Origin of the sequence: Mesorhizobium sp. C277A, from assembly GCF_040324395.1 — a bacterium.
Lineage (GTDB): Bacteria > Pseudomonadota > Alphaproteobacteria > Rhizobiales > Rhizobiaceae > Mesorhizobium.
In genome coordinates this window covers 4622628-4647594 of the sequence record NZ_JAMYVW010000002.1, presented here as the reverse complement: position 1 = coordinate 4647594, position 24967 = coordinate 4622628, and the positions used below count along the sequence as shown (strand labels likewise).

Genomic DNA, 24967 nt, shown 5'->3' with positions numbered 1-24967 from the left:
TCATAGCAGATCATACTCGATGAAGCCCGTCCGTCGCGCGACATGGTCGTAGAGCTTGCGCGCTGTGGCGTTGGTTTCGTGGGTCATCCAATAGACGTTCTTGACGCCGATCTTGTCGGCTTCCTGCTTGACCGCTTCAATGAGGGCCGCACCGATGCCCTTGCCGCGCACATCAGGGTCGGCGAACAGGTCCTGCAGGTAGCAGTTGTTTTTCTCCGACCAGCCGGAGCGGTGATAGAGATAATGGGTCAGGCCGACCGCCTTGCCGTCGAGCGTGGCGATAAACCCCTTCGGTTCGAATTCACCTTCCGTGAACAGTCGTTTCCAGGTGATGTCGTAGACCTCGTCCGGCAGCTTGGTCTCGTAGAAGGTGAGGTAGGCAGTCCACAGCCGCCGCCAGTCGGCATGGTCGGCCAGCGCCAGCGGGCGGACGGTGATCTCGGTCATTTCGGTTCCTCCAAAGCCTTATCGGATTCCGGCGGAATCAGATCGGAAACACCATCGCCTAATCCACCGGCGAATTGTACTCGCGAAATGCGGTCGCCAGCATTTGCAGCGCGTCACGCGCCCGCGGCGCCAGATTGTGCGAATGCAGGACCACTTCGGAGGGGTCAAGCGACGGCAGGCCGAGCTTGCGGCCAACCTCGATCAGGCCGGGCGGAGCGACGCAGTGAGCCAGCGCCGAAACGGCAAAGCCCGCCGATATCGCAATGTTGACGGCCGCGCCGCCGCCGCCGACGAAGGCCTCCTCCCAGGCGATGCCTGCTTTGTCCAGCGCCTCGACCGCCCGCACACGATCCGGACAGTTGCACACGGTGCTTAAGAGCGCGAGGCGCAACGGCGTTCCGCGCTGCCACTCGAAGGAAGGTGCGGCGAACCAGCCATAGTGGTTGCGCGACAAGGTCCGGCCAGGACGGCTGTCGCCTTCGCGGTGCACGATAACCGCGTCGAGCTCGCCGTGATCGAAAGCTTCCTTGAGCACCGTGCTGGTGTCGATCCTCAAACTGAGCGTCAGCGATGGATCGTGCGCATGGAGCTGGGCAATCAGAATGGACAGCGCCGGACCGGCGGCATGATCGACAAAGCCGAGCGCAAGCCGGCACGGTGCTGACGCAAACTCCGCCATGGCGCGCTCGTGCGCGGCAAGGAAGTCGCGCGCAGCGGGGAGGAAGACGGCGCCTCGTGCCGACAGGCTGACGCGGCGCGGCGTTCTTTCGATCAATCGCGCGCCGAGCTTTTCCTCAAGACGGCGCAGCTTGACGCTGATTGTCGCCTGGGTGCTGCCCAGCGCCGTGGCCGCCTGGGTGAAGCTCTGCAGATCGGCCACCATCACAAAGGTTCGTACGGCGTCCACATCAAGACTGATCATCGCAGCACTCCATTGGCCAATCATTCCGTTTTGTCATTTCTGATATAGCCGAGCATAGCCTTTTTTCATGATCAAGTCTCCTCTATCTCAACTTGATCGCGGTTTGAAGAGCGCCTCATGCTCGGATGGAAAGAGATCGATATGCCAATTCAACGAAACACCTTCGCGCTCACCGGCGTGTGCTTGGCGTCGCTCTTGTTCGGGCTCGAAATCTCCAGCGTGCCGGTGATCCTGCCGAAACTGGAAAGCGTGCTCGCCGCCAATTTCAGGGATTTGCAGTGGATCATGAATGCCTACACCATCGCCTGCACCACAGTGCTGATGGCGACAGGGACATTGGCCGACCGTTTCGGCCGCAAGAGCGTGATGGTGATCACCACCGTCGCCTTCGGCCTCGCCTCGCTGCTGTGCGGCCTGGCGCCGAGTGCGGCGCTGCTGATCGCCGCCCGCTTCCTGCAAGGTCTCGCCGGCGGCGCGATGCTGACCTGCAGCGTCGCCGTGCTGTCGCATCAGTTCCAGGATGGCCGTGAACGCGGCAAGGCTTTTGTTGCCTGGAGCGTCGTCTCAGGCATCGGGCTTGGTTTCGGTCCCGCCATTGGCGGCCTGATCGTGGCGCTGTCGAACTGGCAGTGGGTGTTCCTCATCCACGTGCCGCTGGCGATCCTGGCGCTCGCCTTTATCGGCATCGGTGTCACGCAATCGCGCGATCACAATGCCCAGAAACTCGACTGGGCCGGCATGCTGACGCTGTCGGCTTCTGTGTTCGGCTTCTCCTATCTGATCACGCAGGGTGCGGATCTCGGGACCAGCGCCCGCATCGGCGTGATATCAGCCTCCGTGGCTGCGTTCATCGCTTTCCTTGTCGCCGAGAGGGTCAATCCCTATCCGATGTTCGATTTCTCCGTGTTCCGCATCCGCCAGTTTTCCGGCGCGATCATGGGCGCCATCGGCATGAATTTCAGCTACTGGCCGTTCATCATCTATCTGCCGATCTATTATTCCGGCGTTCTCGGCTACGACAGCACGACGACCGGCCTGCTGTTGCTCGTCTACACGCTGCCGTTCATGGTGATGCCGCCGATCGCCGAGCGCATTCGCGCGCGCTATCAGGCGCGAATTGCCATCCCGCTCGGTCTGCTGACGCTAGGGATCGGTTTCATCGCCATGTGGATCGGCTCCAGGCTCGAGGGCGCCACCTGGCTGACCATGCTGCCGGGCACGCTGATTGCTGGCATCGGCATCGGTCTCACCAATTCGCCGACCACAAACACCACGACCGGCGCGGTATCGCCGGATCGCGCCGGCATGGCGTCCGGCATCGATATCAGCGCACGCCTGATCACGCTTGCCATCAACATCGCGGTGCTCGGCCTGCTGCTGACGCAAGGTATCGTTTCCCACCTGCGGGCCACACTCGGCGCGGCTTTGGAGCCGGATGAGTTGCGGGCACTGGCGGAAAGGGTCGCCACCGGCAATCTGGAGGGCCTTGCGCAGGGGACGCCGAAGCTCGCAGCCCTCGACCCATCCGGCGCCATCGTGCATGCCGCCCTGGTCAACGGTTTCGGCTGGGTCATGCTCTATTGCGGGATCGGCGTTCTCGCCCTGTCGGTCATCGGCTTCGCCATCTTCGGGCCGAAGCGCGTCGCGCCGCAGGAGAGAGGGTTTGCTCCCGCGGAGTAAGCGGCCAAAGCCGCCCGTAGCTGTCAGCCAACCCTCGATCCTCACCCCTGCCGCCTGGCCATGAAAGCAAGGCGCTCAAACAGATGCACGTCCTGCTCGTTCTTGAGCAGCGCGCCGTGCAGTTTCGGCAGCGCGTTCTTGGGGTCGGCGCGCAGATCCTCGGGTGCGATGTCGTCGGCGACCAGCAGGCGGATCCAGTCGAGCGCCTCGGAGGTCGACGGCTTCTTCTTCAACCCCTGCACATCGCGGATCTCGTAGAACTGGGTCAGGGCAGCACGCACCAAATTCTGCTTTATGCCGGGATAGTGCACGTCGACGATTTTGTGCAGCGTGTCGACATCGGGAAAGCGGATGTAGTGGAAGAAGCACCGGCGCAGGAAGGCGTCGGGCAGTTCCTTCTCATTGTTGGAAGTGATGATGACGATGGGGCGCACAGCGGCGCGGATCGTTTCGCCGGTTTCGTAGACGAAGAACTCCATCCGATCGAGTTCCTGCAGCAGGTCGTTGGGGAATTCGATGTCGGCCTTGTCGATCTCGTCGATCAACAGCACGACCTTCTTACCGGCCGCGAAGGCGTGCCAGAGCTTGCCGCGCTTGATGTAGTTTTTGATGTCGTTGAACCTGGCATCGCCGAGCTGGCTGTCGCGCAGCCGCGAGACGGCATCATATTCATACAGTCCCTGCTGCGCACGGGTGGTCGACTTGACGTGCCATTCGATCAGGTCGAGGCCGAGCGCCGATGCCACCTGGCGGGCAAGCTCGGTCTTGCCGGTGCCCGGCTCGCCCTTGACCAGCAATGGCCGCTCCAGCGCGATCGCGGCGTTCACCGCCACCATCAGATCCTTGTCGGCGACATAGGCCGCCGTGCCTTCGAAACGCATACTTGCTCCTCGGTTGGTCAGCGCGAGCGTAAGGACGCTGCTTGACCTGTGCAAGGGCGAGCCGGCTGCGACCAAAGCGTGTGAGATCGAAATGGAAACATCGGCTCATGTCACTAGCGCTTGACCGACCAGCCGCCTATATTGGGCTTGGCGGTCTGCGCTTCCCGGCAGGAGAACATTTTCCCCGGGGCCTTAACGATCCTTAGGGAGCTGTCCCTGGGAAGACCCGTGGGTTTTCTCATACGGCGCCCACCTACTTTGTAGGTTCCCGGGATCGCTCTCTCCACCGGTTGTGTGGATCGTCACTTACCTGTATCCGCCCAGTTTGGCGGATGATGTGGTAGAAAACGTCGCTCATGAAACGTCACCCAGATCCGACCTTTTCTATCGTCCGCGGATGACATCTCCCAAAGCCCTGAAAAAGCAGCTGCGCCTCGAGGCACTCGGCCGCCGCGATGCGCTCGATCCGCTGTGGCGGGTGGAGATCGCGCTTGAGATGGCCGAGACGGCGCGCGACCACCTCGCCATCGAGCCGGGTCAGATCGTTTCAGCTTTCTGGCCGATGCGATCGGAAGTCGACATCAGGCCACTGATGTTCGCCTTGCGCGAGAAGGGGGCCAGGCTTTGCCTGCCGGCCATCCTCGACAAGACCACCATCGTCTTTCGCGAACTGGTGCGCGGCGCGCCGATGGTCGAGATGGGTTTTGGCACGGTCGGTCCGCATGCGGAGGCCGAGGTTCTCGATCCCGCGGTGATGCTGGTGCCGCTCGCGGCCTTCGACAGCCGCGGTCATCGCATCGGGTATGGCGCCGGCTATTACGACCGCGCCATCGCCAGGCTGATCGACAAGGGCCAGCCGCCACGACTGATCGGCATTGCTTTCAATTGCCAGGAGGTGGGTCTGGTGCCGGATGAGGCGCACGACGTCATCATCCCGGAAATACTGACCGAGAGCGGTTTGCGCCGCTTCGATATCGCTTAAAAGACCGCGATCCCGCTTAACGCGTTTCCAAGACGTGCCGGATAGTATTCCGGCAACACAGTCCGAGCCGATGGCGGCCATCATGTTTGTCTTCGCACGCTTCCTGCTGATGCCGTTCGTCCTCATAGCGGTGACGCTGTTCGCGATGGCATTGCACATTTCCGGAACGGCCCTGCACCACCAGTTCGCCTGGCATCAGACGGTTGCCACAGTGACGGATGTCAGTTCCTACAGCGAAGCCCAGGGTAATGGCCTCACCACGAAAGGCATCAACGTCGCTGTCACCTATGTCGCGAACGATGCACCGATGACGTGGTCCGGCAAGGGAAAGGACATCGGCCTCTACACGGCGTCCAAAGGCGACGCGGTGAAGTTGTATTACAACCCTGCCAATCCATCGATCCTCGATACCGCGGCGATGAAGGGCTGGCGCGGCGGGCTGTTGCTCCTGGCCGCTACTGGTGGGTTCACTGTTTTTTACGTGTGGTTCTTCTGGCTGCGCGGACGCACCGCACCGCCGGCGTCACCGATGATGCCTTCGGCAGTTCGCGTCGCGGGCGCGAGCGCAAAGCCGTCTCAACGGCAGCGTGGTACTTTCGGCCGGCGTTAGCGCCAATCGCCTGGGTAGCGCTTGCCTAGCGTCCGTGCCTCTGGATAGAAGTGGGCATGAGACTTCTCTTCCTCGGCGACATGGTGGGTAAATCGGGACGTACGGCGGTGTGGGAACAACTGCCCGGCCTGATCTCCGATTTCAAACTCGACTTCGTCATCGTCAATGGCGAGAACGCCGCCGGCGGTTTCGGCATCACCGAAGACATTTTTCGCGACACCATCGCGGCCGGCGCCGATGTCGTCACCACCGGCAACCATGTCTGGGACCAACGTGATGCGCTCGCCTTCGCGCCGCGCGAGGAGCGTTTCCTGCGCCCGTCCAATTTCCCCAAGGGCACGCCGGGGCGCGGCTCCGGCGTCTACATTGCCAAAAACGGCGCGCGCGTGCTGGTCGCCAACATTATGGGCCGGGTGTTCATGCATCCCGAGCTCGACGATCCGTTCCAGGCCGGCGAGCGCGAGCTTGCCGCCTGTCCGCTGGGCGAGCAGGCCGACGCCGTGGTCATCGATTTCCACGCCGAGGCGACCTCGGAGAAAATGTGCTTCGCGCATTTCGTCGACGGCCGCGCCAGCCTCGTCATCGGCACCCATACGCACCAGCCGACGGCCGACCACCAGATCCTCAACGGCGGCACCGGCTACATGTCCGATGCCGGCATGTGCGGCGACTATGATTCCTCGCTCGGCATGGACAAGGAAGAGCCGCTCAACCGCTTCCTGTCGAAAGTGCCGAAAGGCCGCTTCGAGGCGGCGACCGGACCGGCGACATTGTGCGGCGTCGGCGTCGACATTTCCGACCGGACGGGCCTGGCCGAAAAGATCGCGCCGTTTCGCCGCGGGCCTCGGCTTGAAGAAACCGCGCCATCCTTCTGGTCGTGACATTGATATGGTGGAATATAGTACCTAACTGGCGACGAAACTGCTCTAGATCGTAGAGGGGACGACCTCCATGCAGCTCGTTGACTTCCTGGCGCCGCATTTTCAATTTGTTTCCGATCCAACCGCGTGGGTCGCGTTGCTGACGCTGATCGTCCTCGAGGTCGTGCTCGGCATCGATAATCTGATCTTCATCTCGATCCTGACCAACAAATTGCCTAAAGCGCAGCGCGCCCGCGCCCGGCGTCTCGGCATCTCGGCGGCGCTGATCATGCGGCTGGTGCTGCTCGCCACCATTTCGATCATCGTCCAACTGACCACACCGGTGTTCACCGCTTTCGGCCATGGCTTCTCCTGGCGCGACCTGATCCTGATTGCCGGCGGCCTGTTCCTGGTCTGGAAGGCGACCAAGGAAATCCACCACACCGTCGATCCCGACGACCACAAGGATACGATGATGGGCGAGACGCTGCAGATCTCGCTTGCCGGCGCCATCTTCCAGATCCTGCTGCTCGATCTCGTCTTTTCGATCGATTCGATCATCACCGCCGTCGGCATGACCGACGAGATTGCCATCATGTACATCGCCGTGATCGTGGCGGTGAGCGTGATGATGCTGGCGGCCGGGCCGCTGGCCAATTTCATCGCCAAGAACCCAAGCATCGTCATGCTGGCGCTGGGCTTCCTGCTGATGATCGGCATGACGCTGATCGCCGACGGCATGGGCTATCATGTGCCGAAGGGCTACATCTACGCCGCCATGGGTTTTTCCGCCCTGGTCGAGGGCCTGAACATGCTGGCGCGGCGGCGCAAGAAATCCGGCGGCGGGCATTGAGGCTGGCGCCGCAGGGGCGGCCCTAGCGCCCCGGCATGCCGTTTGGGTAGCGGTCGCCGATCAGGCCAAGCGACAGGCCCTGTTCCAGCCATGCCTTTGCGCCGGCAAGAACCAGTGCGAAGCCGTCGGTCGAGCCGACCGCCTGCTTGACCTGCTCGTCGGCGGTGCCGGCGAAGCCGAAATTGCTGACCTCAAGAAAGGTCGCACCGTCAGGCGTTTCGGCGCCGGGCATCTCCGTGAATGTCCAGACCACAGTGGTCGGCGGATCGCTCCATTGCATGACGATCTTCTTGTTCTCGACGATCTCGCTGACATTGACCATCGCCGAGGCGCCGTACATGCGCCACTCCCAGCGAACCTCTTTGCCGCTATCCAGCCGGCCGCTGCTGTGGGTAAACCAGAATTTCGTGGTGATGGCCGGGTTGACGATCGCCTCGAAGACCTCGTCGACCGGCCGCTTAATCAGCATGCCGGCTTCGGCAGTCGGCGTTTTGTGAATTTCCATCGATGCTCCTTCTTGTCCGGTTTGCGCTCACCAGGCGTCAGGCTCGCGCACCATGTGAACGATGCTGGCCGGGTTGGCGATCCAGAAGCCGCGAAAGCCTTCGCCCAGGGGCTCGACCGCGTCGCAACGGACGACGCCGGCCTTGGCGAGATGATCCGCAATGGCTGCAGAATCGTCGGTGAAAAGCTCAAGCCAGACTTCGGCCTGGCTCAGCATCGGCGCCTCGTCGATCCACAGACGGTTTGGGCCAAGCTCGAAGCCGATGGCCGGCGTCTTGGCGGTGAATGGCTTCAAGCCGACGACATCACGATAGAAGGCGATCGTCGCCTCGTATTGATGCGGGGGCACTTTCATGGCGATGTTGATGCCACCGGTGATCTTCGCGGTCATTGCGGGCTCCGTTGCGCGGTTCATCTGTTTGTCTCGTTGGCCGGCTCGCCCCTCATCTCGCCGCGGTAGTAGCCGTCGCGCAGGTTGATGCCGTATTCGACATAGGCCTTCATGCAAGCCAGCATCTGCGACCAGCCCTCGCAATTGAGGTAGGATTTCTGCAGGCCGACCACGCCTTCCGGCCAGCCGGATTCAGCAATGGTCACAAGGGTGCCGCCATCGTCCAGCGGCTCGAAGTTCATCTCGATGCGTGTCTTGTAGGCCGGCCTGTCGTCGGCATCTGTGGCATCCCAGCGCAACACGATGCGGCTGTCCTTGACCACTTCATCGACCTCGACCGGCACTTTTCCCCACCAGACGACACCGATGCCGGCTTCCAGCGGGGCGCTGGCGCCGCCGATGGTGGTGAAATAGCCGCTGAGCTTCTCCGGATTGACGACGGCGTCGAAGACTTCTGCGACCGGTTTGCCGATGCGCCCGGAAACTCTGAATCCAAGAGACATATCCACAGCTCCTTTCTTGATTGGCTCGACGATATGTTATAAAAACATAACATGTCAAGCCAAACCGCAGACGATCACGTTTTCAAGGCGTTGGCGCATCCGCGCCGTCGCGAATTGCTGGATCAGCTGAAGGATGCGCCGCAGACGACCGGCATGTTGTGCGAGGCGTTTCCCGACATCGATCGCTGCACCGTCATGCTGCATCTCAAGGTGCTGGAAGAAGCCGAACTGGTGGTGGCAAAGCGCCAAGGGCGAGAGCGCTGGAACCATCTCAACGCGCTGCCGATCAAGCACATCCACGACCGCTGGATCAGCCAGTATGCCGGCCATGCGCTCAGCATTATCGACCGGCTGAAGTCCGATCTGGAGGGCTGAACCGGCGCGGCTGGACGAATTGAGCCGATTTATCTATAAGCCGGCCATTCCGACAGAGAACGCCGTGCATCCATCGCGTTGCACCTTGGACGGCTCTGAAAATTTGAATTCGAGTACCCGGGAGGACGAGGTGAGACCACCTCGTTTCGGGATGCTCTTAGCCTAAGACGACAGGGGTGCCATGGCTGGCCATTCACAGTTCAAGAACATCATGCACCGCAAGGGCCGCCAGGATGCGGTGCGGTCGAAAATGTTTTCCAAGCTGGCGCGCGAAATCACCGTCGCCGCCAAGAGCGGAACACCGGATCCGTCGATGAACCCGCGTTTGCGCCTGGCCATTCAGAACGCCAAGGCGGTGTCGATGCCGAAGGACAACATCCAGCGCGCCATCAACAAGGCATCGATGGGCGATGCCGAGAATTACGAAGCGGTGCGCTATGAAGGCTATGGGCCAGGCGGCGTGGCGCTGATCGTCGAGGCGCTGACCGACAACCGCAACCGCTCGGCCTCGAATGTGCGCGCCGCCTTCACCAAAGCCGGCGGTGCGCTTGGTGAAACCGGCTCGGTGTCGTTCATGTGGAACCGCGCCGGCGAGATTTACTATCCGGCCTCCGCCGGCAGCGCCGACAAGGTGATGGACGCGGCGATCGAGGCCGGCGCCGATGACGTCGAGTCCGACGAGGAAGGCCACACCATCTACTGTGCGTTCGAGAGTATGGGCGAAGTGTCTAAGGCGCTGGAAGCCTCGCTTGGCGAGGCCGAATCGGTGAAGCCGATCTGGCAGCCGCAGAACAATGTCCCGGTCGACGAAGAGCGGGCGCAATCGCTGATGAAACTGGTCGCAACGCTCGAGGACGATGACGACGTGCAGAGCGTCTACGCCAATTTCGAGGTCGACGACGAGACCATGGCCAAGCTAAGCGCGGCATGAGTTTCTGACCGTCACACGGAAGTGTAGGCGAACGCCGTAGCCAAGGACTCCCCACCCAACGTATAGATCAGTCAGTGATCGACGGGAGGGGAGATGACCGGCGAAGGGATTCCACTTGCCGCTGCGATGGCTTGGCCTCGCCGCGGTGGCTTCTGGCGTCGGTTCCTTGCTTCGTTTATCGACTACCTTGTCGTGCTGATACCTCTCTATTTTCTGGTGGCTGGCTTGTTCGCGCTGACCGACGGTGGGGTGAAAGGTCACTTCTGGCTCTTCCTAAGAATATGCAGCTCGGCCAAGGTGCACGGCGGTCCGTCGCTTGGACGGTACGATTGGCAGGTGTGCAAGTCGTCTCTCTTCGGCTTTCCAGTAGCCGATTGGGCAGTTGGCACCGCGAAGGAAACCCAGTCTGCGAAGCCCGAGACGGTTTCAATCGATCTTAATTCGAAGGGGGATTTTCGACCTACGGCGTTGGATCTGAGTTTCCTCCAAGTACCCGCTCTGGCGATCTATCTTCTTCTTATGGAGATGGCCTCGGGCCGATCAGTCGGTAAGCGGGCTTTGGTGCTCGTCGTTTATGACGAGAATGAATGGCAGAGAAGAGGCTTGCCCTTGCGAAAGGCGTTTCGTCGACAGGTGATCAAGTTTCTCGGCACTTTCCCCGTCGTACTGACAGGGGCATGGTTTGCCTTTCAGACCTGGGGGAGCTTTCCGCGACCTGCGCCGAGCAATGCCTGGTTGGAATTCGTGCCCGCCTTGGTCGCGATCGGCTTGTCTTTGGTCTGGCCGGTCTGGATCGGAATAACGATGGCGTTGGGCAATGAGCCGATCCATGATCGGGTTGCCGGCACAACCGTTCGCACCCGCGAGACACATGAATGAGCCTCCCTGATAAACCTCGGATCGTCATCACCTATTGCACGCAGTGCCAGTGGCTGCTGCGGGCCGGCTGGATGGCGCAGGAGCTGCTCTCCACCTTCGGCACGGATCTCGGTGAAGTGACGCTGGTGCCGGGCACAGCCGGCATCTTCACCGTTTCCTGCAACGATGTGCTGATCTGGGACCGCAAGCGCGACGGCGGCTTTCCCGATGCCGCCAAGCTCAAGCAGCTGGTGCGCGACGTCATCGATCCGGACCGGGATCTAGGCCATTCCGACCGCAAGGGTCACACGCAAAACGACCCCTCTTGAGGCGAGGTCCTTGCGTTTGCGAAGTGCCATTTTTCATAGCAATGCGAAGATGAAACAGGCCATCGACACGATGGCGGTGATGGTGCGGACGTGGTTCCACATCACCCATTGGTTCAGATGGTTCGCCCACACGGCTGCGCCATGGGCGCTGGCCGGGTCGACGGCGGCGAGCGCATCGTTGAGCGGCACATTGAAGACCATGGTCACGATCGGGTTGCCGATCAAATAGATCACGGCACCGGCAAGCAGCCAGTATAAGCCGGACTGGCTCCACCCCATGAGAGCGGCGGCGATAAGCACCAGACAGAGCACGCCGGTGCCGAACAGCGCCGTCATGAAGGTGGGCGTGATCACCGTGATGTTGATCGAATTCATCGCTGCGATGCCTTGGGGGACCGGCAGCCGGGCAAGCGCCGACATGATAAAGTTGGAAAAGGCGAAGAACACGCCGCCGACGACGCCCGAGCCGATGGCGGCGATGATGGTGAGGGTGGGAAGAAGCTTGATCATCTCAGTTGCTCCAGATGCCGGTTGCAGCGGTTTCATTTGCGTAGGCGGAAAAGTCTTTCGGCGCGCGGCCGAGCACACGCTGGACGCCGTCGGTCAGCGTCTCGTTGCGGCCGTCAAGCACTTCGGTGAACAGCTCGTTGAGCAGCCAGGCGATTTCGGGCGGCAGTTCGTATGCCGCCGTCGCGGCGGTGAATTCGTCATGCGAGATCTTGATATAGCGGATGTCGCGGCCGGTCGCCTTGGCGATCTCGGCAACCGCGTCGGCGAAGCTTAGCAGCCGGGCCCGGTCAACTCATAGAGCTGGCCGACATGACCCGGTTCGGTCAGCGCAACGAAGGCAGCATCGGCGATGTCGTCGACATCGACGAAGGGCTCGCCAACAGGGCCGACAGGCAAAGCCACTTCGCCTTGCCGCAAGGACTCGACGAGAAAACCTTCGCTGAAATTCTGCGAAAACCAAGCGCAACGCAGGATCGTCCAGTCAGCGCCCGAGGCTTTGACCATCTCTTCGGCGCGCTGGGCTTCGGTCTCGCCGCGGCCGGAGAGCAGCACCATGCGGGTGACGCCATTTGCCACCGCAAGCCTGGCGAAGGCGCCGACGGTCTCGGCGGCGCCCGGCACGGCGATGTCGGGATAGTAACTGATGTAGACGGCGCCCACGCCCTGCATGGCAGGCTCCCAGGTCGCCGGAACCTCCCAGTCGAAGCGGGGGCTGCCGGAACGCGAGCCGATGCGCACGGGAATGACCGGTGAGGTCAGCCGCTCGGCGAGGCGACGGCCGGCCTTGCCAGTGCCACCGAGGATCAGGACTGGTTTGGTGTCGGTCATTGTGGTTTTCCTCTGTTTATAAATATGAGTAATCCTCACATTTGCAAAACGTGATAAACCCTCGTATTTTGGGAGTCAAGCCGTCTGTTGGCAGATTTTGTCGAGACCGGAGGCCGTCATGGAAGACACAGCAACGCCCGCATCTGCCCAGGAGCAGGTCGCATCGCCGCGACGGGCGCCCACCCAGCAGCGCAGCCGCGAGCGGGTCGAGCGCATGCTGGCCGCAGCCTCGGCGCTGATTGCCGAGCAAGGCAGCGACGCCATGCGCATGGGCGAGGTGGCGGAACGGGCCGCGGTGTCGATCGGCTCGCTCTACCAGTTCTTTCCCGACAAGCGGGCGATCGTCTGGGCGCTGGCCGAACGCTACACCGCCGAAAGCCAGGCCTGCATCTCCTCGGCGCTCAAGGATGTCGTCGACGCCGAGGGCCTGCGGCAGGCGTTTTCGGAGCTGGTGGATATCTACTATCAGCTGTTCCTGGCCGAGCCGGTGATGCGCGACATCTGGTCGGGCACGCAGGCCGACAAGGCGCTGCGCCAGCTCGAACTCGCCGACAGCCGGGCAAATGCCGAATTCCTGACCATGGTGCTGAAGCGGCTGCATCCCGGCGCCGATCCTGTGGCGCTGGAGACCACAGCGTTTCTGGTCTGGCAGATGGGCGAGGCTGCCGTGCGGCTGGCGATCTCGGTCGATCGGCAGGAGGGCGACAGGCTGGTCGCCGCCTACAAGCGCATGGCGCTGCGGGAATTGGTGGACGGGTAGGCTCGCACCACTCTGGGAAGGGTCGCTTCGAAGCAGCAGGGTGGAGGCGTCGGACCGCACCCGACCCTTGGGCCGACCTCCCCACAAGCGGGAGGTATCGGCGCGTTAGCTTGAAGCGACTGACTTTGACGGCAACAAAAAACCCGCCACAAAGGCGGGTTCTTTATTCAGCGATACAGGTAAACTTTAGAGGCCGAAGCCTTCGAAGCGCTTCTTGAACTTCGACAGGCGGCCGCCGCGGTCGAGCAGGGTCTGCTGGCCGCCGGTCCAGGCCGGGTGCGTGGTCGGGTCGATATCGAGGTTCATCGTATCGCCTTCCTTGCCCCAGGTCGAACGGGTCGAGTATTCGGTGCCATCGGTCATGACGACCTTGATGGTGTGGTAGTCGGGATGGATATCGGCCTTCATTGTCGTGCTTCCTGGCTTGTGGCGCTACAGACTGGCCCGCGGCCTGCGTCGATGCGCCCCTTTTTAAAACTCGAAGCCGCAGCTATTGAAAAGCCACGGCTTCTAAAACGGTCGGCGAGCCTATACATCAGCCGGAATTGAATCACAAGGCCACGGCAGGCGCATATTGAACGCGCCCACCTGGAAGCGGCCAGAGGAAACGGTCATGGCGGACATCAGCGGCGAGCAAGACGGGCGCAGGCGCTCGCTCGGGCCGCTCAGGCGCCTGTATCCCTATATATTCCGCTACCGCAAACTGGTCATAGGCGCCCTCATTTCGCTCGCCATCGCCGCGGCGACGACGCTGGCGCTGCCGCTGGCCGTGCGGCGCATGATCGATCACGGTTTCAGTGCTTCCGGCACCGTCTTCATCGCCGAATATTTCGCCGCTTTGGTGGCGATGGCAGCCATTCTGGCGGCGGCATCGGCCGGACGCTACTACTTCGTCATCACGCTCGGCGAGCGGGTCGTTGCCGACATCCGCAGCGACGTGTTTTCGCATGTCACGACGCTTTCGCCGTCCTTCTTCGACACCGCCCAGTCGGGCGAGATCGTCTCGCGGCTTGCCGCCGACACCACGCAGGTGAAATCCGCGGTTGGCGCCACTGCCTCGGTGGCGCTGCGCAACGTCATCCTCGGGCTCGGCGCGGTGGCGATGATGGTTATCACCAGCCCGAAACTGTCGGGCCTGGTGATCGCGGCCATTCCGGTCATCGTGCTGCCGCTGGTCGCGTTCGGCCGTTCGGTGAGGCGCCGGTCACGGCAGGCGCAGGACACGCTGGCGCAAGCGACCGCCTATGCAAGCGAGCAGATCGGCGCGGTGCGTACGTTGCAGGCGTTCACCAACGAGACGCTGGTCACCGGGCGGTTCTCGGCCGCGGTGGAAGCCGCGTTCCAGGCGGCGCGCTCGTCGATCTTCTCCCGCTCGCTGCTCACCTTCTTTGCCATCTTCATGATCTTTTCCTCGGTCGTGGCGGTGTTGTGGTTCGGCTCGCGTGACGTGCTTGCCGGCACGATGTCGCCCGGCACGCTCGGCCAGTTCCTGCTTTACTCCGTGTTTGCCGCAGGCGCGCTGGGCGCACTGTCGGAAGTCTGGGGCGAGCTTGCCCAGGCGGCGGGTGCGGCCGAAAGGCTGACCGAGATACTCGACGAGACGCCGGCGATTCAACCGCCGGCCAATCCGCTGCCGCTGCCCGCCAAGGCGACAGGCGCGATCAGCTTCGACGACGTCTCCTTCTCCTACCCGGCAAGGCCGGACCGTGCCGCCGTCCACGGCTTGAGTTTTCAGGTCAAGCCGGGCGAGACGGTGGCGATCGTCGGCCCGTCGGGCGCCGGAAAGAGCACCGTCTTTTCGCTGATTCTGCGCTTCTACGATCCCGAAACCGGCCGCATCGCCATTGACGGCGTCGACGTGCGCGAAGCCGATCCGGCTGAAGTGCGGGAGCGCATTGCGATCGTGCCGCAGGATGTCACCATCTTTGCGGCAAGCGCGCGCGACAATATCGGCTTTGGCCGGCCGGGCGCGACGAATGCCGAGATCGAGGCCGCCGCCGGGGACGCGCTGGCCGACGAGTTCATCCTCAGGCTCGACAAGGGCTACGATAGCCAGGTCGGCGAGCGCGGCGTCACCTTGTCCGGCGGCCAACGTCAGCGCGTGGCGATCGCCCGCGCCATCCTGCGCGACGCGCCGATCCTGCTGCTCGACGAAGCCACGTCGGCGCTCGACGCCGAAAGCGAAACGCTGGTGCAGACGGCGCTGGAACGGCTGATGCAGGGCCGCACCACCATCGTCATCGCCCACCGGCTGGCGACCGTGCTGAAGGCCGACCGCATCCTGGTCATGGATGGCGGCCGCATCGTCGAGGAAGGCACGCACCAGAGCCTGGTCGCCAAGGGCGGCATCTATGCAAGGCTGGCCAAGCTGCAGTTCGAAACCGGAGCAAGCGCCTTCAGGGGTGCCGCGGAGTAGCAACCCGCAATCAGGCGGGACCATACCGCTTGCGGAGATGCTCGGTGAAATACGCGGCGTTGAGCTTTTCGCCGGTGGCGCGCTCAAGCAGTTCGGGCGTCGACCAGCGCGAACCCTGCGACCAGATCTTGTCGCGGCGCCAGTCATTGATGGCGGCGAAATTGCCGTTGGCAAGCTCGCTGTCGGCTGAAGGATGGTCGCGCGTCAGCGCAGCCCATTGCTGCGCCGCCATCATGGCGCCCAGCGTATAGGACGGGAAATAGCCGAAGGCGGCGCCCGGCCAATGCACGTCCTGCATCGGTCCGTCGGCTGGGTTGTCGATGGTCGAAAGGCCAAGATACTCCCGCATCTTGGCGTCCCAGGCTTCGGGCAGGTCGGCCGCCTGCAGCCGCCCCGAGACCAGCTCCTGCTCCAACTCGTAGCGCAGGATGACATGCAGCGGGTAGGTGACCTCGTCGGCGTCGACGCGGATCAGCCCGCGCTCTACCCGGTGCACATGCGGCAGGATGTCGTCCAGCGACCAGGCTTCGCCGAGATGCTTTTCGACCACGGGCAGCGCCCAGCGCCAGAATTCGGGGTTGCGGCCGACCTGTTTCTCGACGAACAGGCTCTGGCTTTCATGCACCGCCATGCCGCGCGCCTTGCCGAGCGGCCAGTGCGCCCAGGCCTTCGGTAGGTTCTGCTCGTAGAGCGCGTGGCCGGTCTCGTGCAGCACGCCCATCAAAGCCGACAGGAAATCGGACGTTTTGTAGCGGGTGGTGATGCGCACGTCGCTCGGCACGCCGCCGCAGAAGGGATGGTGCGATACGGACAGAGAACCGTGGGTGAGGTCGAAGCCGACCGAAGCCATCATGGCGAGACCAAGCTCGCGCTGCCGGTCGATCGCATAGCTGCCGGAGAGCGGCTTCACGGGATGCCTGGCCAGGCGCGCTTCCTGCGCGGCCAGGGCTTCCGGCACGAAGCCCTTCAGGAATGTCTTCAGCTCGGTGAACACCGGCGTGATGTCGGCGGCGCGGTTGCCAGGATCGTATTGCTCCATCAGTGCGTCGTAGGGATCGAGGCCGAGCGCGTCGGCGCGCAAAGCGGCTTCCTCGCGCACCAGCGCGATGACACCTTCGAGCGCCGGCAGGAAGCCTGCCCAGTCATTCTTGGCGCGCAGGTCGCGCCAGAGCTGCTCGGAGCGCATACGCGCCACCGTCTGGCGCTCGACGAATTCGACCGGCAGGCAGGTCAGGTTGGTGTATTGGCGACGCAGTTCGCGGACCGCCGCCTGCTGCTCCTCGTTGAGCGCCTCCTGTTCGGCGGCGGCGAGCCAGTCGGCGATCTCCGGCGCCGTTGCCCTGATATGCAGCATCCCGGCCAGGGACGACATGGCTTCGGCGCGCTTCTCGCCGCCGCCGACAGCCATGTGAGTCGCCTCGTCGGCGCCGAGGATAGCGAGCGCATGTTCCAGCGCTTCGAGCTTGTGGCCGAGATCATCGAGCTTCTGAAAAGACATGACAGGTTCCGCGTTTTGGACCGCGGGAAAAGATACCAACGCGCCAGGATTGGCAACCCTCAAAGGTGGCTATGCAGCTTGCGCCGGTGAGCTGGTGCGTGGAATGCTGGCTGACGGTGGAACACCGCCATGGAGGGGAGACTAAGATGATCGGCAATATCCTGGTCGGGCTGGTGGCCCTGATCCACCTCTTTATCGTCTATCTGGAGATGGTGGCGTGGGACACACCGCGCGGGCACAGGGCGTTCAACCTCAAGCCGGACTTCGCCAGCGCATCGAAGGTGCTCGCCGCCAATCAGGGGCTCTACAACGGCTTCCTTGCCGCCGGGCTGATCTGGGGCCTCTATCTCGGCGCGGCGGGATTCCAGATCAAGGTGTTCTTCCTGCTTTGCATCGCCGTCGCCGGCCTCTTTGGCGCGGCGACTGCCAGCCGGAAGATCCTCTATATTCAGACCGTGCCGGCGGTGCTGGCCCTCGCTGCGCTGTGGCTGGGCTGGTGACAAAAAAGACGCCCTCGGAGCCAGATCCGGGGGCGTCAGACAGTCCCTTCCTCATTCCTGGAGATATCAGAGCGGATCTCAGCCGTTCGGATAATTTCCGCCGTCGGAGCCATCACCGATCATGAAGCCGCTGCCGGTGTCGGACATCAGCCTCTGATCGACATTGTCGAGGCGGCGCAGCAGATCGTGATATTGCGCGGCCGGGATCCGGCCATGGTCCGAAGCGGCGACCCGTTCGGCGGCCTGGCCGATATGCGCAGCACGCAGATGCAGCCACTGCGCTTCCGAGGTCGAGATGCCCTTCGTCTCGCGCGCATCCGTGATGCCCTGTTCGACGCCCCGCACCTGCTCGATCAGGCCGGTCACGCGCGGACCGGTCATGTCGGTCGGGTCGCTGGCGTCGAGGGCGCCCTTGTGATGTCCGGCGGCATAGGCGCCGGCGAGTGGAACAGTGATCAGAAGTGTCGTGAGGGTTGCGGTCCTGAGAGTCTTCAAATAGCGCATGATGTGCGTCTCCTCCTGCTATGGAAGGGGCAAGCGCTTTCGCTCCGCCTTCCGGAAGCGGGCCGTCCGGTTCCGTCGCGTCGCGATGGGAGGCATCGCCGGCGGTTCTCGGCCCTGCGCGTCAAAGTAGGAGCCCGGAAACGCGAAGTGTAATTAAAGAAAGATAATGTTTTCAGGCCTTGCCGACCTGGCGTTGCGCCCTAGAGTTGAGCCGGCAAACAATTTCGCGTGACTGAAAATCACCGTTCGGTGAGCTTCAGTTCAATGCGTCGGTTCTTGTTGCGGGCGTCTTCGGTGTCGGCGGGGTCGAGCGGCTGGAATTCGCCGAAGCCGGCCGCAACCAGCCGGTTGGCGGGCACGCCGTTCTCGATCAGGAACTTGACCACCGAGGTCGAACGCGCCGTCGACAATTCCCAATTGTCGCGATAGCGGCCGGCGCCGGACAGCGGCTTGTTGTCGGTGTGGCCGTCGACGCGCAGCACCCAGTTGATCTCGGGCGGGATTTCCTTTTGCAACTCGATGATGGCATCGGCGAGCTTCTTCATCTCGACTTTGCCGGCATCGTTGATCACTTCCGACCCGGTCGGGAACAGAACTTCCGACTGGAAGACGAAGCGGTCGCCGACGATGCGGATGTTCTCGCGGTCGGCGAGGATTTCGCGCAGGCGGCCGAAGAAGTCGGAGCGATAGCGGTTCAGCTCCTGCACGCGCTGCGCCAGCGCGACGTTGAGCCGACGGCCGAGATCGGCGATCTTGGTGTTGGAATCGCGGTCGCGCGTTTCGGACACATTGAGGGCGTCCTCGAGCGCGCCGATCTGCTTGCGCAGTGCTGCGATCTGCTGGTTCAGGATCTCGACCTGGCTCAGCGCCTGCTGGCTGATCTGGCGCTGGCTGTCGAGTTCGCCGCCGAGTTCCGCGGCGCGCTGGGTGGCGGCGTCGCCGGCGCCGGCACCTTGTGCCAGCAGCTGCTCGAGCCGGCTCTTCTCAGCTTCGGCGGCCGACAGCGACGCCTGCAGATTGGCCAGCGAATCGTCCTTGTCCTGCGCGCTCGAGCGCTCCAGCGCCAGCAACTGCGTCAGTTCGTTGATCTGCGAGTTGAGGCGCGTGAGCGCCGTATCTTTGCCGGAGAGTTCGCGTCCGAGCAGGAACTGCGCCAGCACGAAAACGGTGAGCAGGAACATGATGGCGAGCAGCAGCGTCGACAGCGCGTCGACGAAGCCCGGCCAATAGTCGATCCGGCGATCGGTGCGCCGGCCCCTGGCGAGAGCCATGCTAGTGGACCCCGGGTTTCTTCAGCGCGTCGGCGATCTTTTCCAGCGTGTTGCGCATCGCCTTCTGCTCGTCCGATTGGGCCTCGACCCAGTCGCGCATGATCTGCTGCTCGGAGCGCATGTTCTTGACCAGTCCGGAAATGCCGTCGGCGAGATTGGCCATGGCGGTGGCGACGCGCGGATTGGAGCCGCCGCCGCTTTCCTGCATGCTGCGCAGCCGTTCCGACAGGACCCGGATCTCGTCGGAGGATTCAGTCTTGGCCGGGTCGGCGACGGCGATGTCGGAGGAGAGATCGGTGACCGAGGACAGCCAGTTTTCAAGCTCGGTATAGAAGCGGGTCTGCGCGCGGCCGGCCTGCAGGTCGAGGAAGCCTAGCACCAGCGACCCGGAAAGGCCGAACAGCGAGGACGAAAAGGCCGTACCCATGCCGGCCAGCGGCGCCGACAGCCCCTGCTTCAGCGAATCGAGCACGGCGGCGGCGTCGCCGGTGCCGGGATCGAGCGATTCGATGGTTTCGCGGATCGAGCCGATGGTGTTGAGCAGGCCCCAGAAGGTGCCGAGCAGACCGAGGAACACCAGCAACCCGACGAGATAGCGCGAGGTGTCGCGGCTTTCGTCGAGGCGGGTGGCGATCGAATCCAGCATGGTGCGCATCGAAGACGTCGAGAAGGCGACCGTCGAGGAGCGGCCGATCATGGCCTTCATCGGCGCCAGCAGCACCGGCTCGGTGGTTTCGGAACCGGCGCGGAAGGAATTGACCCAGCGCACTTCGCGAAACAGTCGTCCGACCTGGGCGAAGGCAAGCAGGATGCCGACCACAAGGACGCCGACGATCAGGCCGTTGAGGCCGGGATTGCTCCCGAAAGCGGTCGAGATCTGGCGGGTGAGGATGGCGGCGATGAAGGCGACGATGACCAGGAAGATGACCATGGTCAGGAGGAAGACCTGCGGGCTCGACAGTTTGTGCGGATCGTACATCAGGACATCAGAACGCCTGCCCACGCCGAAGGATCTGAGAAAAGCCATCCGTGCCCCGTTTCCGATGCTCTATTTGCCTTGACGCAATTCCGAACGGGAAGCCGCTCATACTTCCCTGGAACCGCTCCAGTGCCGCCGATCACGTAATTCGCGACTCTAAACGGAATTGTGACCAAATTGAATGGCGCTTGGCAATATTGCCCGACTGTCGGGCCGCACCACGCCGTTCAGAGGCGGTTGACGACCAGGCAGTCGACCATGGCGGCAAGATGCAGCCCGGCGCCGGTGACGACAAAGCCGTGCCAGAGGGCATTGTGAAAGCGCAGGCGTTTCCAGGCGAAGAAGATGACGCCGCAGGAGTACACGATGCCGCCGGCGACAATCAGCGCGATCGAGGTCGTCGGCAACGTCGCCACCAGCGGCTTGACCAGGACGACGCCGCTCCAGCCGATGGCGAGATAGAAGACAATGGCCAGACGATCGAAGCGGCCGGGCAGGAACACTTTCATGGCAATGCCGGTCAAAGCAGCGGTCCAGACAAGGACAATCATCGGCAGCGCCAGCGGCGAGCCGTCGAGCTGGGCCAGAAAGGGCGTGTAGGTCGCGGCGATCAGGAGGTAGATCGCCGCATGATCGAAGCGCCGCAAGATCCACTTCGCCGGCGACGTCACCGGCCACAGATTGTAGGTCAGCGAAATCGACAGCACAGTCAGCAGCGACACCACAAAGAAGGCGGCGGCGATGTATTCGCCGGGACCGGCATGGAAGGCGGCCAGTGCCAGCAAGGCCGAGCCGGCTGCTATCGCCAGCACGATGCCGACCGCATGGACGATGCCATCGGCGATCATCTCCGCACGCGAGTAGTGCCAACGCCCGACATAAGGGATTTCAATTGGCTGGTCTGGCTGCGCTTCTCGCGAGGATAGTGAAGGTATGCTCGTCATAAAAGATCCTGCGTCACCCTTATCTGGTATCTGGGCGGCCGCCGGGCAGTATTTCAAGCTTTGATTGCGGTTTTGCGACTGCGGCGCTTCAGCGCGCCGCGCCGGCATGCCAAGTGATCAGCGCGCCGAAAGCGGCTTCTTCACCGCCTTGAGCAGCGCGCGCTGGATGACCTCGTTGCCAGCGACGAGCGAACCCGCCTCGAGCATATCCTGGCCGCCATCCATGTCGGAGACGAAGCCACCGGCCTCGCGGATCAGCAGCAGGCCGGCGGCAATGTCCCAGGCCGACAGGCCGGTTTCCCAAAAGCCGTCCATGCGGCCTGCGGCGACATAAGCGAGATCGAGCGCGGCGGAACCCAGGCGGCGCACGCCCGAGACCTCGGCCATCACATTGCGCAACTCGACGAGGAAATTGCCGTGCTGGCCGCGGCCGAGATGCGGCACGCCGCAGCCGATGACGCAGTCGGTGAGCTTGCTGCGGCCGGCAACGCGCAGCCGGCGATCGTTCATGAAGGCGCCGCCGCCGCGCTCGGCGGTGTAGAGCTCATCCATTGCCGGATTGTAGATGACGGCGGCGACCAACTGGCCCTGTCGCTCCAGCGCGATCGAGATGGAAAAGATCGGAATGCCGTGCAGGAAATTGGTGGTGCCGTCGAGCGGGTCGACGATCCAACGGTGCTGGTCGTCGTCCCCTGCGATCATGCCGCGCTCTTCCATCAGGAAGGCATAGCCCGGCCGTGCCTTCGACAGTTCGGCAAACAGGATGTCCTCGGCCTTGCGGTCGGCTTGGCTGACATAGTCGCCCGGTCCCTTCATCGACACCTGCAGGTTCTGCACCTCGCCGAAGTCGCGCGACAGCGAGCGGCCGGCCTTCATGGCGGCCTGGACCATGACATTGAGAAGTGCGGAGCGTGCCATCGTATCTGTTCCTGCCTACGTGTCAGTCTGCGCGGCGCATGTAGGTGAGTTCGTTGGTGTCGACGACGATGCGTTCGCCGGCGCCGATGAATGGCGGCACCAGCACTCGAATGCCGTTTTCCAGGACCGCCGGCTTGTACGAGGACGCGGCCGTCTGGCCCTTCACCACCGGGTCGGCCTCGGTGATGGTCAGCGTCACCTGGTCGGGCAGCGAAATGCCGATCGGCCTGTCCTCATAGAGCTGGACCGTCACCATCATGCCGTCCTGCAGGAAGGCGGCGCCGTCGCCGACGAAATCCTTCGCCAGCTCGAGTTGCTCGTAGCTCTGCGTGTCCATGAACACCAGTGCGTCGTCCTGGGCGTAGAGGAAGGAAAAATCCTTCAGGTCGAGCCGGATCTGCTCGACGGTCTCGGCCGAGCGGAAGCGCTCGTTGAGCTTGGTGCCGTTGATCAGGTTCTTCAGTTCGACCTGGTTGTAGGCACCGCCCTTGCCGGGCTTGACGGTGTTGGTCCTGACCGCCACCCAAAGGCCGCCATCGTGCTCGATGACATAGCCGGGACGGATTTCGTTGCCATTGATCTTGGCCATGATGAGATTGATCCGGGATGCTACCAACGGCTTGGCCGTTGGTATGGGGATGGTCGCTGGACAAGCGATTTCGGGCCCCCAAGACCACAAATCGGCAGGAGAGGCAAGGGATGCCAGATCGCCCGACAAGGGCCGGTAGCCTCAAACCTGGGCTGCAATGACTTTGCCGACGGCCTCGACGATGGCATCCGCAGCCTCAGTCAGCCGGTTGAGATGAGGCGAGCGAAGTGCGGCGACCTGCAAGGAAAGGTCGACATCTTCCGTGTTGACGAGCATGAGGCCGTCGGGAAGTCGGCGCCTTGCAAGACGCAACGGCATTAGCCCAAGGCCGTGCCCCCGACGGACCCATTCCATCTGCAAGGCCGGATCCTGTATCTCCGCCGCGATCTCGAAATAACGCCTTCCGCCGACCAGAACGGACATGAGTTTCTGGCGCGCGTCGCAAGGGGCCGGACTAAGCACCCACGGCATGGGTGTCCGGCCACCGTCTTCCGGATCGGCGACGGTGGACGCAGCTATGACGCCAAGACGTTCAGTGCCAAGCGCTTCCGGACCTGGCTTATCCGACGATCGCAGAACAATCGTCACATCGAGCTCGCCGCGTTCGAATTGATCGATCAGTTCGGCGCTCCAGCCGGTCTTGAGCCGTAGCGACACTTTCGGGAACGCCGCCGCGGCGTTGGCGATGGCCCCCGCTATGTCGCGGTCCGAGAGGCCATGGGCGAGACCCAGGCGGAACAGTCCTTCCGGCTCGGTCTTTCCGGCGAAGGATTTCAGCGCTTCTACGGAAGCGATGATATCGCGGCCGCGCGCCAGCACTTCCAGCCCCGTCGGCGTCAGTCGCGGCGGCTTTTGCCGGCGGTCGAGCAGCGTCGTGCCAAGCATGTCCTCCAGCCGCTGGATTTGCCGGGTCACAGCCGGCTGCGTCAGCGGCAGGCGCCGGGCGACCTTCTGGATCGAGCCCTCCTCGGCAAACAGGGCGAGCGTGCGCAATTCCTCAAGCATAGTCAGAACGATGTTTTGCAAGCATAATCATTCTGAACATTATGAATTTGAAATCCACCGCCTGGCAAGCGATTTTCCTTTCAAACGGAAGGACAATGACAATGAAGGCAATCGAACTGCAGAGCCCAGGCGGCATCGACAATCTCATGATGGTCGAACGGCCAACGCCGGAACCCGGCCGTCAGGAGATGATCGTCCGCGTCAAGGCGACGGCGCTCAACTACCGCGATGTCGAGATCGCGCGCGGCAGCTATCACACGACATTCCCCTTGCCGCTGGTGCCGCTTTCCGACGGCGTCGGCGAGGTCGTTGCGGTTGGCTCCGAGGTCAGCCGCTTCAAGGTCGGCGACCGGGTCTGCGGCACGTTCTGGCAGCGATGGGTCGGCGGCAGCTTCGCCATGGCCGAACCCTCATACCAGCGCGGTGGCCCCATCGATGGGCTGCTAAGCGAATTCGCCCGGCTGGACGAACAGGCGGCGGTCATCGCCCCGGCGCAGCTCAGCGATGTCGAGGCGGCGACGTTGCCTTGCGCCGCGGTCACTGCCTGGCATGCGTTGTTCACCGAGGGCAAGCTCAAGCCAGGCGAAACCGTGCTCAGCCTCGGCACCGGCGGCGTGTCGCTGTTTGCCGTGCAGTTGGCAAGGGCGGCCGGGCGCGCGCGTCATTGTTACGTCGAGCAGCGATGAGAAGCTTGCCCGGGCGAAGGGGCTTGGCGCGCATCACGGCATCAACTACCGCGACAATCCGGACTGGTCGTCGGCCGTGCTGGCGCTGACCGATGGCCGCGGCGCGGACCACATCATCGAAGTCGGTGGTCCCCAGAGTTTCGCGCAGTCGCTCAAGGCGTCGGCGCGCGGCGCCCAGATCAACGTCATCGGCTATCTCGGCGGCAGCGAAGGGGTGATCAATCCGCTCGACATCTTCCGACGCCAGGTGAAAGCACGCGGCATACCGGTCGGCTCGCGCGAGTCCTTCGAAGCGATGAACCGGGCGCTCGCCGTCAATCGGCTGCGGCCGGTGATCGACCGGGTCTTCCCATGGGCAGAGGCAGCGCAGGCCTTTCGCCATCTCGAACACGGCTCTCCCTTCGGCAAGGTCGTGCTGGATCATACACAGTGA

30 protein-coding genes, 1 other RNA gene and 1 pseudogene are annotated in these 24967 nt (G+C 63.0%); 15 read left to right on the top strand and 17 right to left on the bottom strand.

Annotated elements, in window-relative coordinates; genetic code table 11:
- Both NKK52_RS22935 and NKK52_RS22930 read right to left on the bottom strand, forming a co-directional pair.
- Positions 1 to 447 (bottom strand): GNAT family N-acetyltransferase, encoded by a 447-nt coding sequence (locus tag NKK52_RS22935; RefSeq protein ID WP_023684144.1) that lies wholly within the window; start codon positions 445 to 447, stop codon positions 1 to 3.
- Positions 448 to 505: 58 nt separating this feature from the next.
- Positions 506 to 1369, bottom strand: a complete 864-nt coding sequence (locus NKK52_RS22930; RefSeq protein ID WP_023684145.1) for a LysR family transcriptional regulator — start codon at positions 1367 to 1369, stop codon at positions 506 to 508.
- A gap of 141 nt (positions 1370 to 1510) precedes the next feature.
- On the opposite strand from NKK52_RS22930, the gene NKK52_RS22925 reads away from it, so the two are divergent.
- On the top strand, positions 1511 to 3049 hold the full coding sequence (locus tag NKK52_RS22925) for an MFS transporter (RefSeq protein WP_023684146.1): 1539 nt from the start codon (positions 1511 to 1513) through the stop codon (positions 3047 to 3049).
- Positions 3050 to 3090: 41 nt separating this feature from the next.
- Here the strand turns inward: NKK52_RS22925 and NKK52_RS22920 are convergent, their stop codons facing one another.
- Positions 3091 to 3930, bottom strand: a complete 840-nt coding sequence (locus NKK52_RS22920) for an AAA family ATPase (RefSeq protein ID WP_023684147.1) — start codon at positions 3928 to 3930, stop codon at positions 3091 to 3093.
- A 149-nt stretch (positions 3931 to 4079) separates the two neighbouring features.
- Between NKK52_RS22920 and ssrS the strand changes: the two genes are divergently transcribed.
- The 5 genes from ssrS (at position 4080) to NKK52_RS22895 (ending at position 7235) form a co-directional block, all read left to right on the top strand.
- Positions 4080 to 4235: non-coding RNA, 6S RNA (gene ssrS, locus NKK52_RS22915), on the top strand.
- A gap of 92 nt (positions 4236 to 4327) precedes the next feature.
- Entirely contained in the window at positions 4328 to 4912 is a 585-nt protein-coding gene (locus tag NKK52_RS22910) for a 5-formyltetrahydrofolate cyclo-ligase (RefSeq protein ID WP_023684148.1), read from the top strand.
- 82 nt (positions 4913 to 4994) lie between these two features.
- Entirely contained in the window at positions 4995 to 5522 is a 528-nt protein-coding gene (locus NKK52_RS22905; RefSeq protein WP_198025839.1) for a DUF3592 domain-containing protein, read from the top strand.
- A 56-nt stretch (positions 5523 to 5578) separates the two neighbouring features.
- The gene (locus tag NKK52_RS22900; RefSeq protein WP_023684150.1) at positions 5579 to 6403 is read left to right on the top strand and encodes a TIGR00282 family metallophosphoesterase; all 825 of its coding nucleotides are present in this window, start codon (positions 5579 to 5581) and stop codon (positions 6401 to 6403) included.
- Positions 6404 to 6473: 70 nt separating this feature from the next.
- A complete protein-coding gene (locus NKK52_RS22895) occupies positions 6474 to 7235 on the top strand; it encodes a TerC family protein (RefSeq protein ID WP_352629894.1) in 762 nt (253 codons plus the stop codon).
- A gap of 22 nt (positions 7236 to 7257) precedes the next feature.
- Here the strand turns inward: NKK52_RS22895 and NKK52_RS22890 are convergent, their stop codons facing one another.
- Genes NKK52_RS22890 through NKK52_RS22880 form a run of 3 tightly spaced genes read right to left on the bottom strand, consistent with a single transcriptional unit; the run spans position 7258 to position 8633 of the window.
- Positions 7258 to 7740, bottom strand: a complete 483-nt coding sequence (locus NKK52_RS22890; protein WP_023684152.1) for an SRPBCC family protein — start codon at positions 7738 to 7740, stop codon at positions 7258 to 7260.
- A 27-nt stretch (positions 7741 to 7767) separates the two neighbouring features.
- Positions 7768 to 8130: a VOC family protein gene (locus NKK52_RS22885; protein WP_023684153.1), complete on the bottom strand. Its 363-nt coding sequence runs from the start codon at positions 8128 to 8130 to the stop codon at positions 7768 to 7770.
- A gap of 20 nt (positions 8131 to 8150) precedes the next feature.
- Positions 8151 to 8633, bottom strand: a complete 483-nt coding sequence (locus NKK52_RS22880) for an SRPBCC domain-containing protein (protein WP_023684154.1) — start codon at positions 8631 to 8633, stop codon at positions 8151 to 8153.
- Between the two features lie 51 nt (positions 8634 to 8684).
- Between NKK52_RS22880 and NKK52_RS22875 the strand changes: the two genes are divergently transcribed.
- From NKK52_RS22875 to NKK52_RS22860, 4 genes are all read left to right on the top strand, one after another.
- Positions 8685 to 9008 carry an ArsR/SmtB family transcription factor gene (locus tag NKK52_RS22875; protein ID WP_023684155.1) on the top strand — a complete coding sequence of 108 codons (324 nt, stop codon included), beginning with the start codon at positions 8685 to 8687 and terminating at the stop codon, positions 9006 to 9008.
- 181 nt (positions 9009 to 9189) lie between these two features.
- Entirely contained in the window at positions 9190 to 9939 is a 750-nt protein-coding gene (locus NKK52_RS22870; protein ID WP_023668740.1) for a YebC/PmpR family DNA-binding transcriptional regulator, read from the top strand.
- Positions 9940 to 10032: 93 nt separating this feature from the next.
- Entirely contained in the window at positions 10033 to 10818 is a 786-nt protein-coding gene (locus NKK52_RS22865) for an RDD family protein (protein ID WP_084633991.1), read from the top strand.
- A complete protein-coding gene (locus tag NKK52_RS22860) occupies positions 10815 to 11126 on the top strand; it encodes an Rdx family protein (RefSeq protein ID WP_023684157.1) in 312 nt (103 codons plus the stop codon). Before NKK52_RS22865 ends, NKK52_RS22860 begins: the two co-directional genes overlap by 4 nt.
- A 33-nt stretch (positions 11127 to 11159) precedes the next feature.
- Here NKK52_RS22860 and NKK52_RS22855 read toward each other — a convergent pair whose 3' ends face one another.
- On the bottom strand, positions 11160 to 11636 hold the full coding sequence (locus NKK52_RS22855; protein WP_023684158.1) for an anthrone oxygenase family protein: 477 nt from the start codon (positions 11634 to 11636) through the stop codon (positions 11160 to 11162).
- Between the two features lies 1 nt (position 11637).
- Positions 11638 to 12464: pseudogene (locus NKK52_RS22850) on the bottom strand (Rossmann-fold NAD(P)-binding domain-containing protein).
- 118 nt (positions 12465 to 12582) lie between these two features.
- Between NKK52_RS22850 and NKK52_RS22845 the strand changes: the two are divergent.
- Positions 12583 to 13224 carry a TetR/AcrR family transcriptional regulator gene (locus NKK52_RS22845; protein ID WP_023684159.1) on the top strand — a complete coding sequence of 214 codons (642 nt, stop codon included), beginning with the start codon at positions 12583 to 12585 and terminating at the stop codon, positions 13222 to 13224.
- Between the two features lie 186 nt (positions 13225 to 13410).
- Here NKK52_RS22845 and rpmE read toward each other — a convergent pair whose 3' ends face one another.
- Positions 13411 to 13632 (bottom strand): 50S ribosomal protein L31, encoded by a 222-nt coding sequence (rpmE, locus tag NKK52_RS22840; RefSeq protein ID WP_023668748.1) that lies wholly within the window; start codon positions 13630 to 13632, stop codon positions 13411 to 13413.
- Between the two features lie 205 nt (positions 13633 to 13837).
- Here rpmE and NKK52_RS22835 point away from each other — a divergent pair, with 205 nt between their 5' ends.
- Positions 13838 to 15640 (top strand): ABC transporter transmembrane domain-containing protein, encoded by a 1803-nt coding sequence (locus tag NKK52_RS22835; protein WP_023684160.1) that lies wholly within the window; start codon positions 13838 to 13840, stop codon positions 15638 to 15640.
- Between the two features lie 10 nt (positions 15641 to 15650).
- On the opposite strand, the gene NKK52_RS22830 is transcribed toward NKK52_RS22835, so the two are convergent.
- Positions 15651 to 17138: a carboxypeptidase M32 gene (locus NKK52_RS22830; protein WP_023684161.1), complete on the bottom strand. Its 1488-nt coding sequence runs from the start codon at positions 17136 to 17138 to the stop codon at positions 15651 to 15653.
- Between the two features lie 146 nt (positions 17139 to 17284).
- Between NKK52_RS22830 and NKK52_RS22825 the strand changes: the two genes are divergently transcribed.
- Positions 17285 to 17638, top strand: coding sequence for a DUF1304 domain-containing protein (locus tag NKK52_RS22825; protein WP_023684162.1), 354 nt, complete (start codon positions 17285 to 17287; stop codon positions 17636 to 17638).
- 78 nt (positions 17639 to 17716) lie between these two features.
- Here NKK52_RS22825 and NKK52_RS22820 read toward each other — a convergent pair whose 3' ends face one another.
- The 7 genes from NKK52_RS22820 to NKK52_RS22790 form a co-directional block, all read right to left on the bottom strand.
- Positions 17717 to 18142 carry a hypothetical protein gene (locus NKK52_RS22820; RefSeq protein WP_023684163.1) on the bottom strand — a complete coding sequence of 142 codons (426 nt, stop codon included), beginning with the start codon at positions 18140 to 18142 and terminating at the stop codon, positions 17717 to 17719.
- Positions 18143 to 18381: 239 nt separating this feature from the next.
- Positions 18382 to 19413, bottom strand: coding sequence for a peptidoglycan -binding protein (locus NKK52_RS22815; protein WP_023684164.1), 1032 nt, complete (start codon positions 19411 to 19413; stop codon positions 18382 to 18384).
- Position 19414: 1 nt separating this feature from the next.
- On the bottom strand, positions 19415 to 20440 hold the full coding sequence (locus tag NKK52_RS22810) for a MotA/TolQ/ExbB proton channel family protein (protein ID WP_023668754.1): 1026 nt from the start codon (positions 20438 to 20440) through the stop codon (positions 19415 to 19417).
- Between the two features lie 179 nt (positions 20441 to 20619).
- Positions 20620 to 21336: a PAQR family membrane homeostasis protein TrhA gene (gene trhA / locus NKK52_RS22805; protein ID WP_023684165.1), complete on the bottom strand. Its 717-nt coding sequence runs from the start codon at positions 21334 to 21336 to the stop codon at positions 20620 to 20622.
- A 117-nt stretch (positions 21337 to 21453) separates the two neighbouring features.
- On the bottom strand, positions 21454 to 22254 hold the full coding sequence (locus NKK52_RS22800) for an inositol monophosphatase family protein (RefSeq protein WP_023684166.1): 801 nt from the start codon (positions 22252 to 22254) through the stop codon (positions 21454 to 21456).
- A gap of 22 nt (positions 22255 to 22276) precedes the next feature.
- Positions 22277 to 22843, bottom strand: a complete 567-nt coding sequence (efp, locus tag NKK52_RS22795; RefSeq protein ID WP_023684167.1) for an elongation factor P — start codon at positions 22841 to 22843, stop codon at positions 22277 to 22279.
- A 141-nt stretch (positions 22844 to 22984) separates the two neighbouring features.
- Entirely contained in the window at positions 22985 to 23869 is an 885-nt protein-coding gene (locus NKK52_RS22790) for a LysR family transcriptional regulator (protein ID WP_023684169.1), read from the bottom strand.
- An 80-nt stretch (positions 23870 to 23949) separates the two neighbouring features.
- On the opposite strand from NKK52_RS22790, the gene NKK52_RS22785 reads away from it, so the two are divergent.
- Entirely contained in the window at positions 23950 to 24534 is a 585-nt protein-coding gene (locus tag NKK52_RS22785; RefSeq protein ID WP_245263109.1) for a zinc-dependent alcohol dehydrogenase family protein, read from the top strand.
- Positions 24473 to 24967 carry a zinc-dependent alcohol dehydrogenase family protein gene (locus tag NKK52_RS22780; protein WP_245263110.1) on the top strand — a complete coding sequence of 165 codons (495 nt, stop codon included), beginning with the start codon at positions 24473 to 24475 and terminating at the stop codon, positions 24965 to 24967. Before NKK52_RS22785 ends, NKK52_RS22780 begins: the two co-directional genes overlap by 62 nt.

Coding starts and splice junctions, on each gene's coding strand:
- NKK52_RS22935 (WP_023684144.1), bottom strand. CDS start 447: ATGACCGAGATCACCGTCCGCCCGCTGGCGCTGGCCGACCATGCCGAC.
- NKK52_RS22930 (WP_023684145.1), bottom strand. CDS start 1,369: ATGATCAGTCTTGATGTGGACGCCGTACGAACCTTTGTGATGGTGGCC.
- NKK52_RS22925 (WP_023684146.1), top strand. CDS start 1,511: ATGCCAATTCAACGAAACACCTTCGCGCTCACCGGCGTGTGCTTGGCG.
- NKK52_RS22920 (WP_023684147.1), bottom strand. CDS start 3,930: ATGCGTTTCGAAGGCACGGCGGCCTATGTCGCCGACAAGGATCTGATG.
- NKK52_RS22910 (WP_023684148.1), top strand. CDS start 4,328: ATGACATCTCCCAAAGCCCTGAAAAAGCAGCTGCGCCTCGAGGCACTC.
- NKK52_RS22905 (WP_198025839.1), top strand. CDS start 4,995: ATGTTTGTCTTCGCACGCTTCCTGCTGATGCCGTTCGTCCTCATAGCG.
- NKK52_RS22900 (WP_023684150.1), top strand. CDS start 5,579: ATGAGACTTCTCTTCCTCGGCGACATGGTGGGTAAATCGGGACGTACG.
- NKK52_RS22895 (WP_352629894.1), top strand. CDS start 6,474: ATGCAGCTCGTTGACTTCCTGGCGCCGCATTTTCAATTTGTTTCCGAT.
- NKK52_RS22890 (WP_023684152.1), bottom strand. CDS start 7,740: ATGGAAATTCACAAAACGCCGACTGCCGAAGCCGGCATGCTGATTAAG.
- NKK52_RS22885 (WP_023684153.1), bottom strand. CDS start 8,130: ATGACCGCGAAGATCACCGGTGGCATCAACATCGCCATGAAAGTGCCC.
- NKK52_RS22880 (WP_023684154.1), bottom strand. CDS start 8,633: ATGTCTCTTGGATTCAGAGTTTCCGGGCGCATCGGCAAACCGGTCGCA.
- NKK52_RS22875 (WP_023684155.1), top strand. CDS start 8,685: ATGTCAAGCCAAACCGCAGACGATCACGTTTTCAAGGCGTTGGCGCAT.
- NKK52_RS22870 (WP_023668740.1), top strand. CDS start 9,190: ATGGCTGGCCATTCACAGTTCAAGAACATCATGCACCGCAAGGGCCGC.
- NKK52_RS22865 (WP_084633991.1), top strand. CDS start 10,033: ATGACCGGCGAAGGGATTCCACTTGCCGCTGCGATGGCTTGGCCTCGC.
- NKK52_RS22860 (WP_023684157.1), top strand. CDS start 10,815: ATGAGCCTCCCTGATAAACCTCGGATCGTCATCACCTATTGCACGCAG.
- NKK52_RS22855 (WP_023684158.1), bottom strand. CDS start 11,636: ATGATCAAGCTTCTTCCCACCCTCACCATCATCGCCGCCATCGGCTCG.
- NKK52_RS22845 (WP_023684159.1), top strand. CDS start 12,583: ATGGAAGACACAGCAACGCCCGCATCTGCCCAGGAGCAGGTCGCATCG.
- rpmE (WP_023668748.1), bottom strand. CDS start 13,632: ATGAAGGCCGATATCCATCCCGACTACCACACCATCAAGGTCGTCATG.
- NKK52_RS22835 (WP_023684160.1), top strand. CDS start 13,838: ATGGCGGACATCAGCGGCGAGCAAGACGGGCGCAGGCGCTCGCTCGGG.
- NKK52_RS22830 (WP_023684161.1), bottom strand. CDS start 17,138: ATGTCTTTTCAGAAGCTCGATGATCTCGGCCACAAGCTCGAAGCGCTG.
- NKK52_RS22825 (WP_023684162.1), top strand. CDS start 17,285: ATGATCGGCAATATCCTGGTCGGGCTGGTGGCCCTGATCCACCTCTTT.
- NKK52_RS22820 (WP_023684163.1), bottom strand. CDS start 18,142: ATGCGCTATTTGAAGACTCTCAGGACCGCAACCCTCACGACACTTCTG.
- NKK52_RS22815 (WP_023684164.1), bottom strand. CDS start 19,413: ATGGCTCTCGCCAGGGGCCGGCGCACCGATCGCCGGATCGACTATTGG.
- NKK52_RS22810 (WP_023668754.1), bottom strand. CDS start 20,440: ATGGCTTTTCTCAGATCCTTCGGCGTGGGCAGGCGTTCTGATGTCCTG.
- trhA (WP_023684165.1), bottom strand. CDS start 21,336: ATGACGAGCATACCTTCACTATCCTCGCGAGAAGCGCAGCCAGACCAG.
- NKK52_RS22800 (WP_023684166.1), bottom strand. CDS start 22,254: ATGGCACGCTCCGCACTTCTCAATGTCATGGTCCAGGCCGCCATGAAG.
- efp (WP_023684167.1), bottom strand. CDS start 22,843: ATGGCCAAGATCAATGGCAACGAAATCCGTCCCGGCTATGTCATCGAG.
- NKK52_RS22785 (WP_245263109.1), top strand. CDS start 23,950: ATGAAGGCAATCGAACTGCAGAGCCCAGGCGGCATCGACAATCTCATG.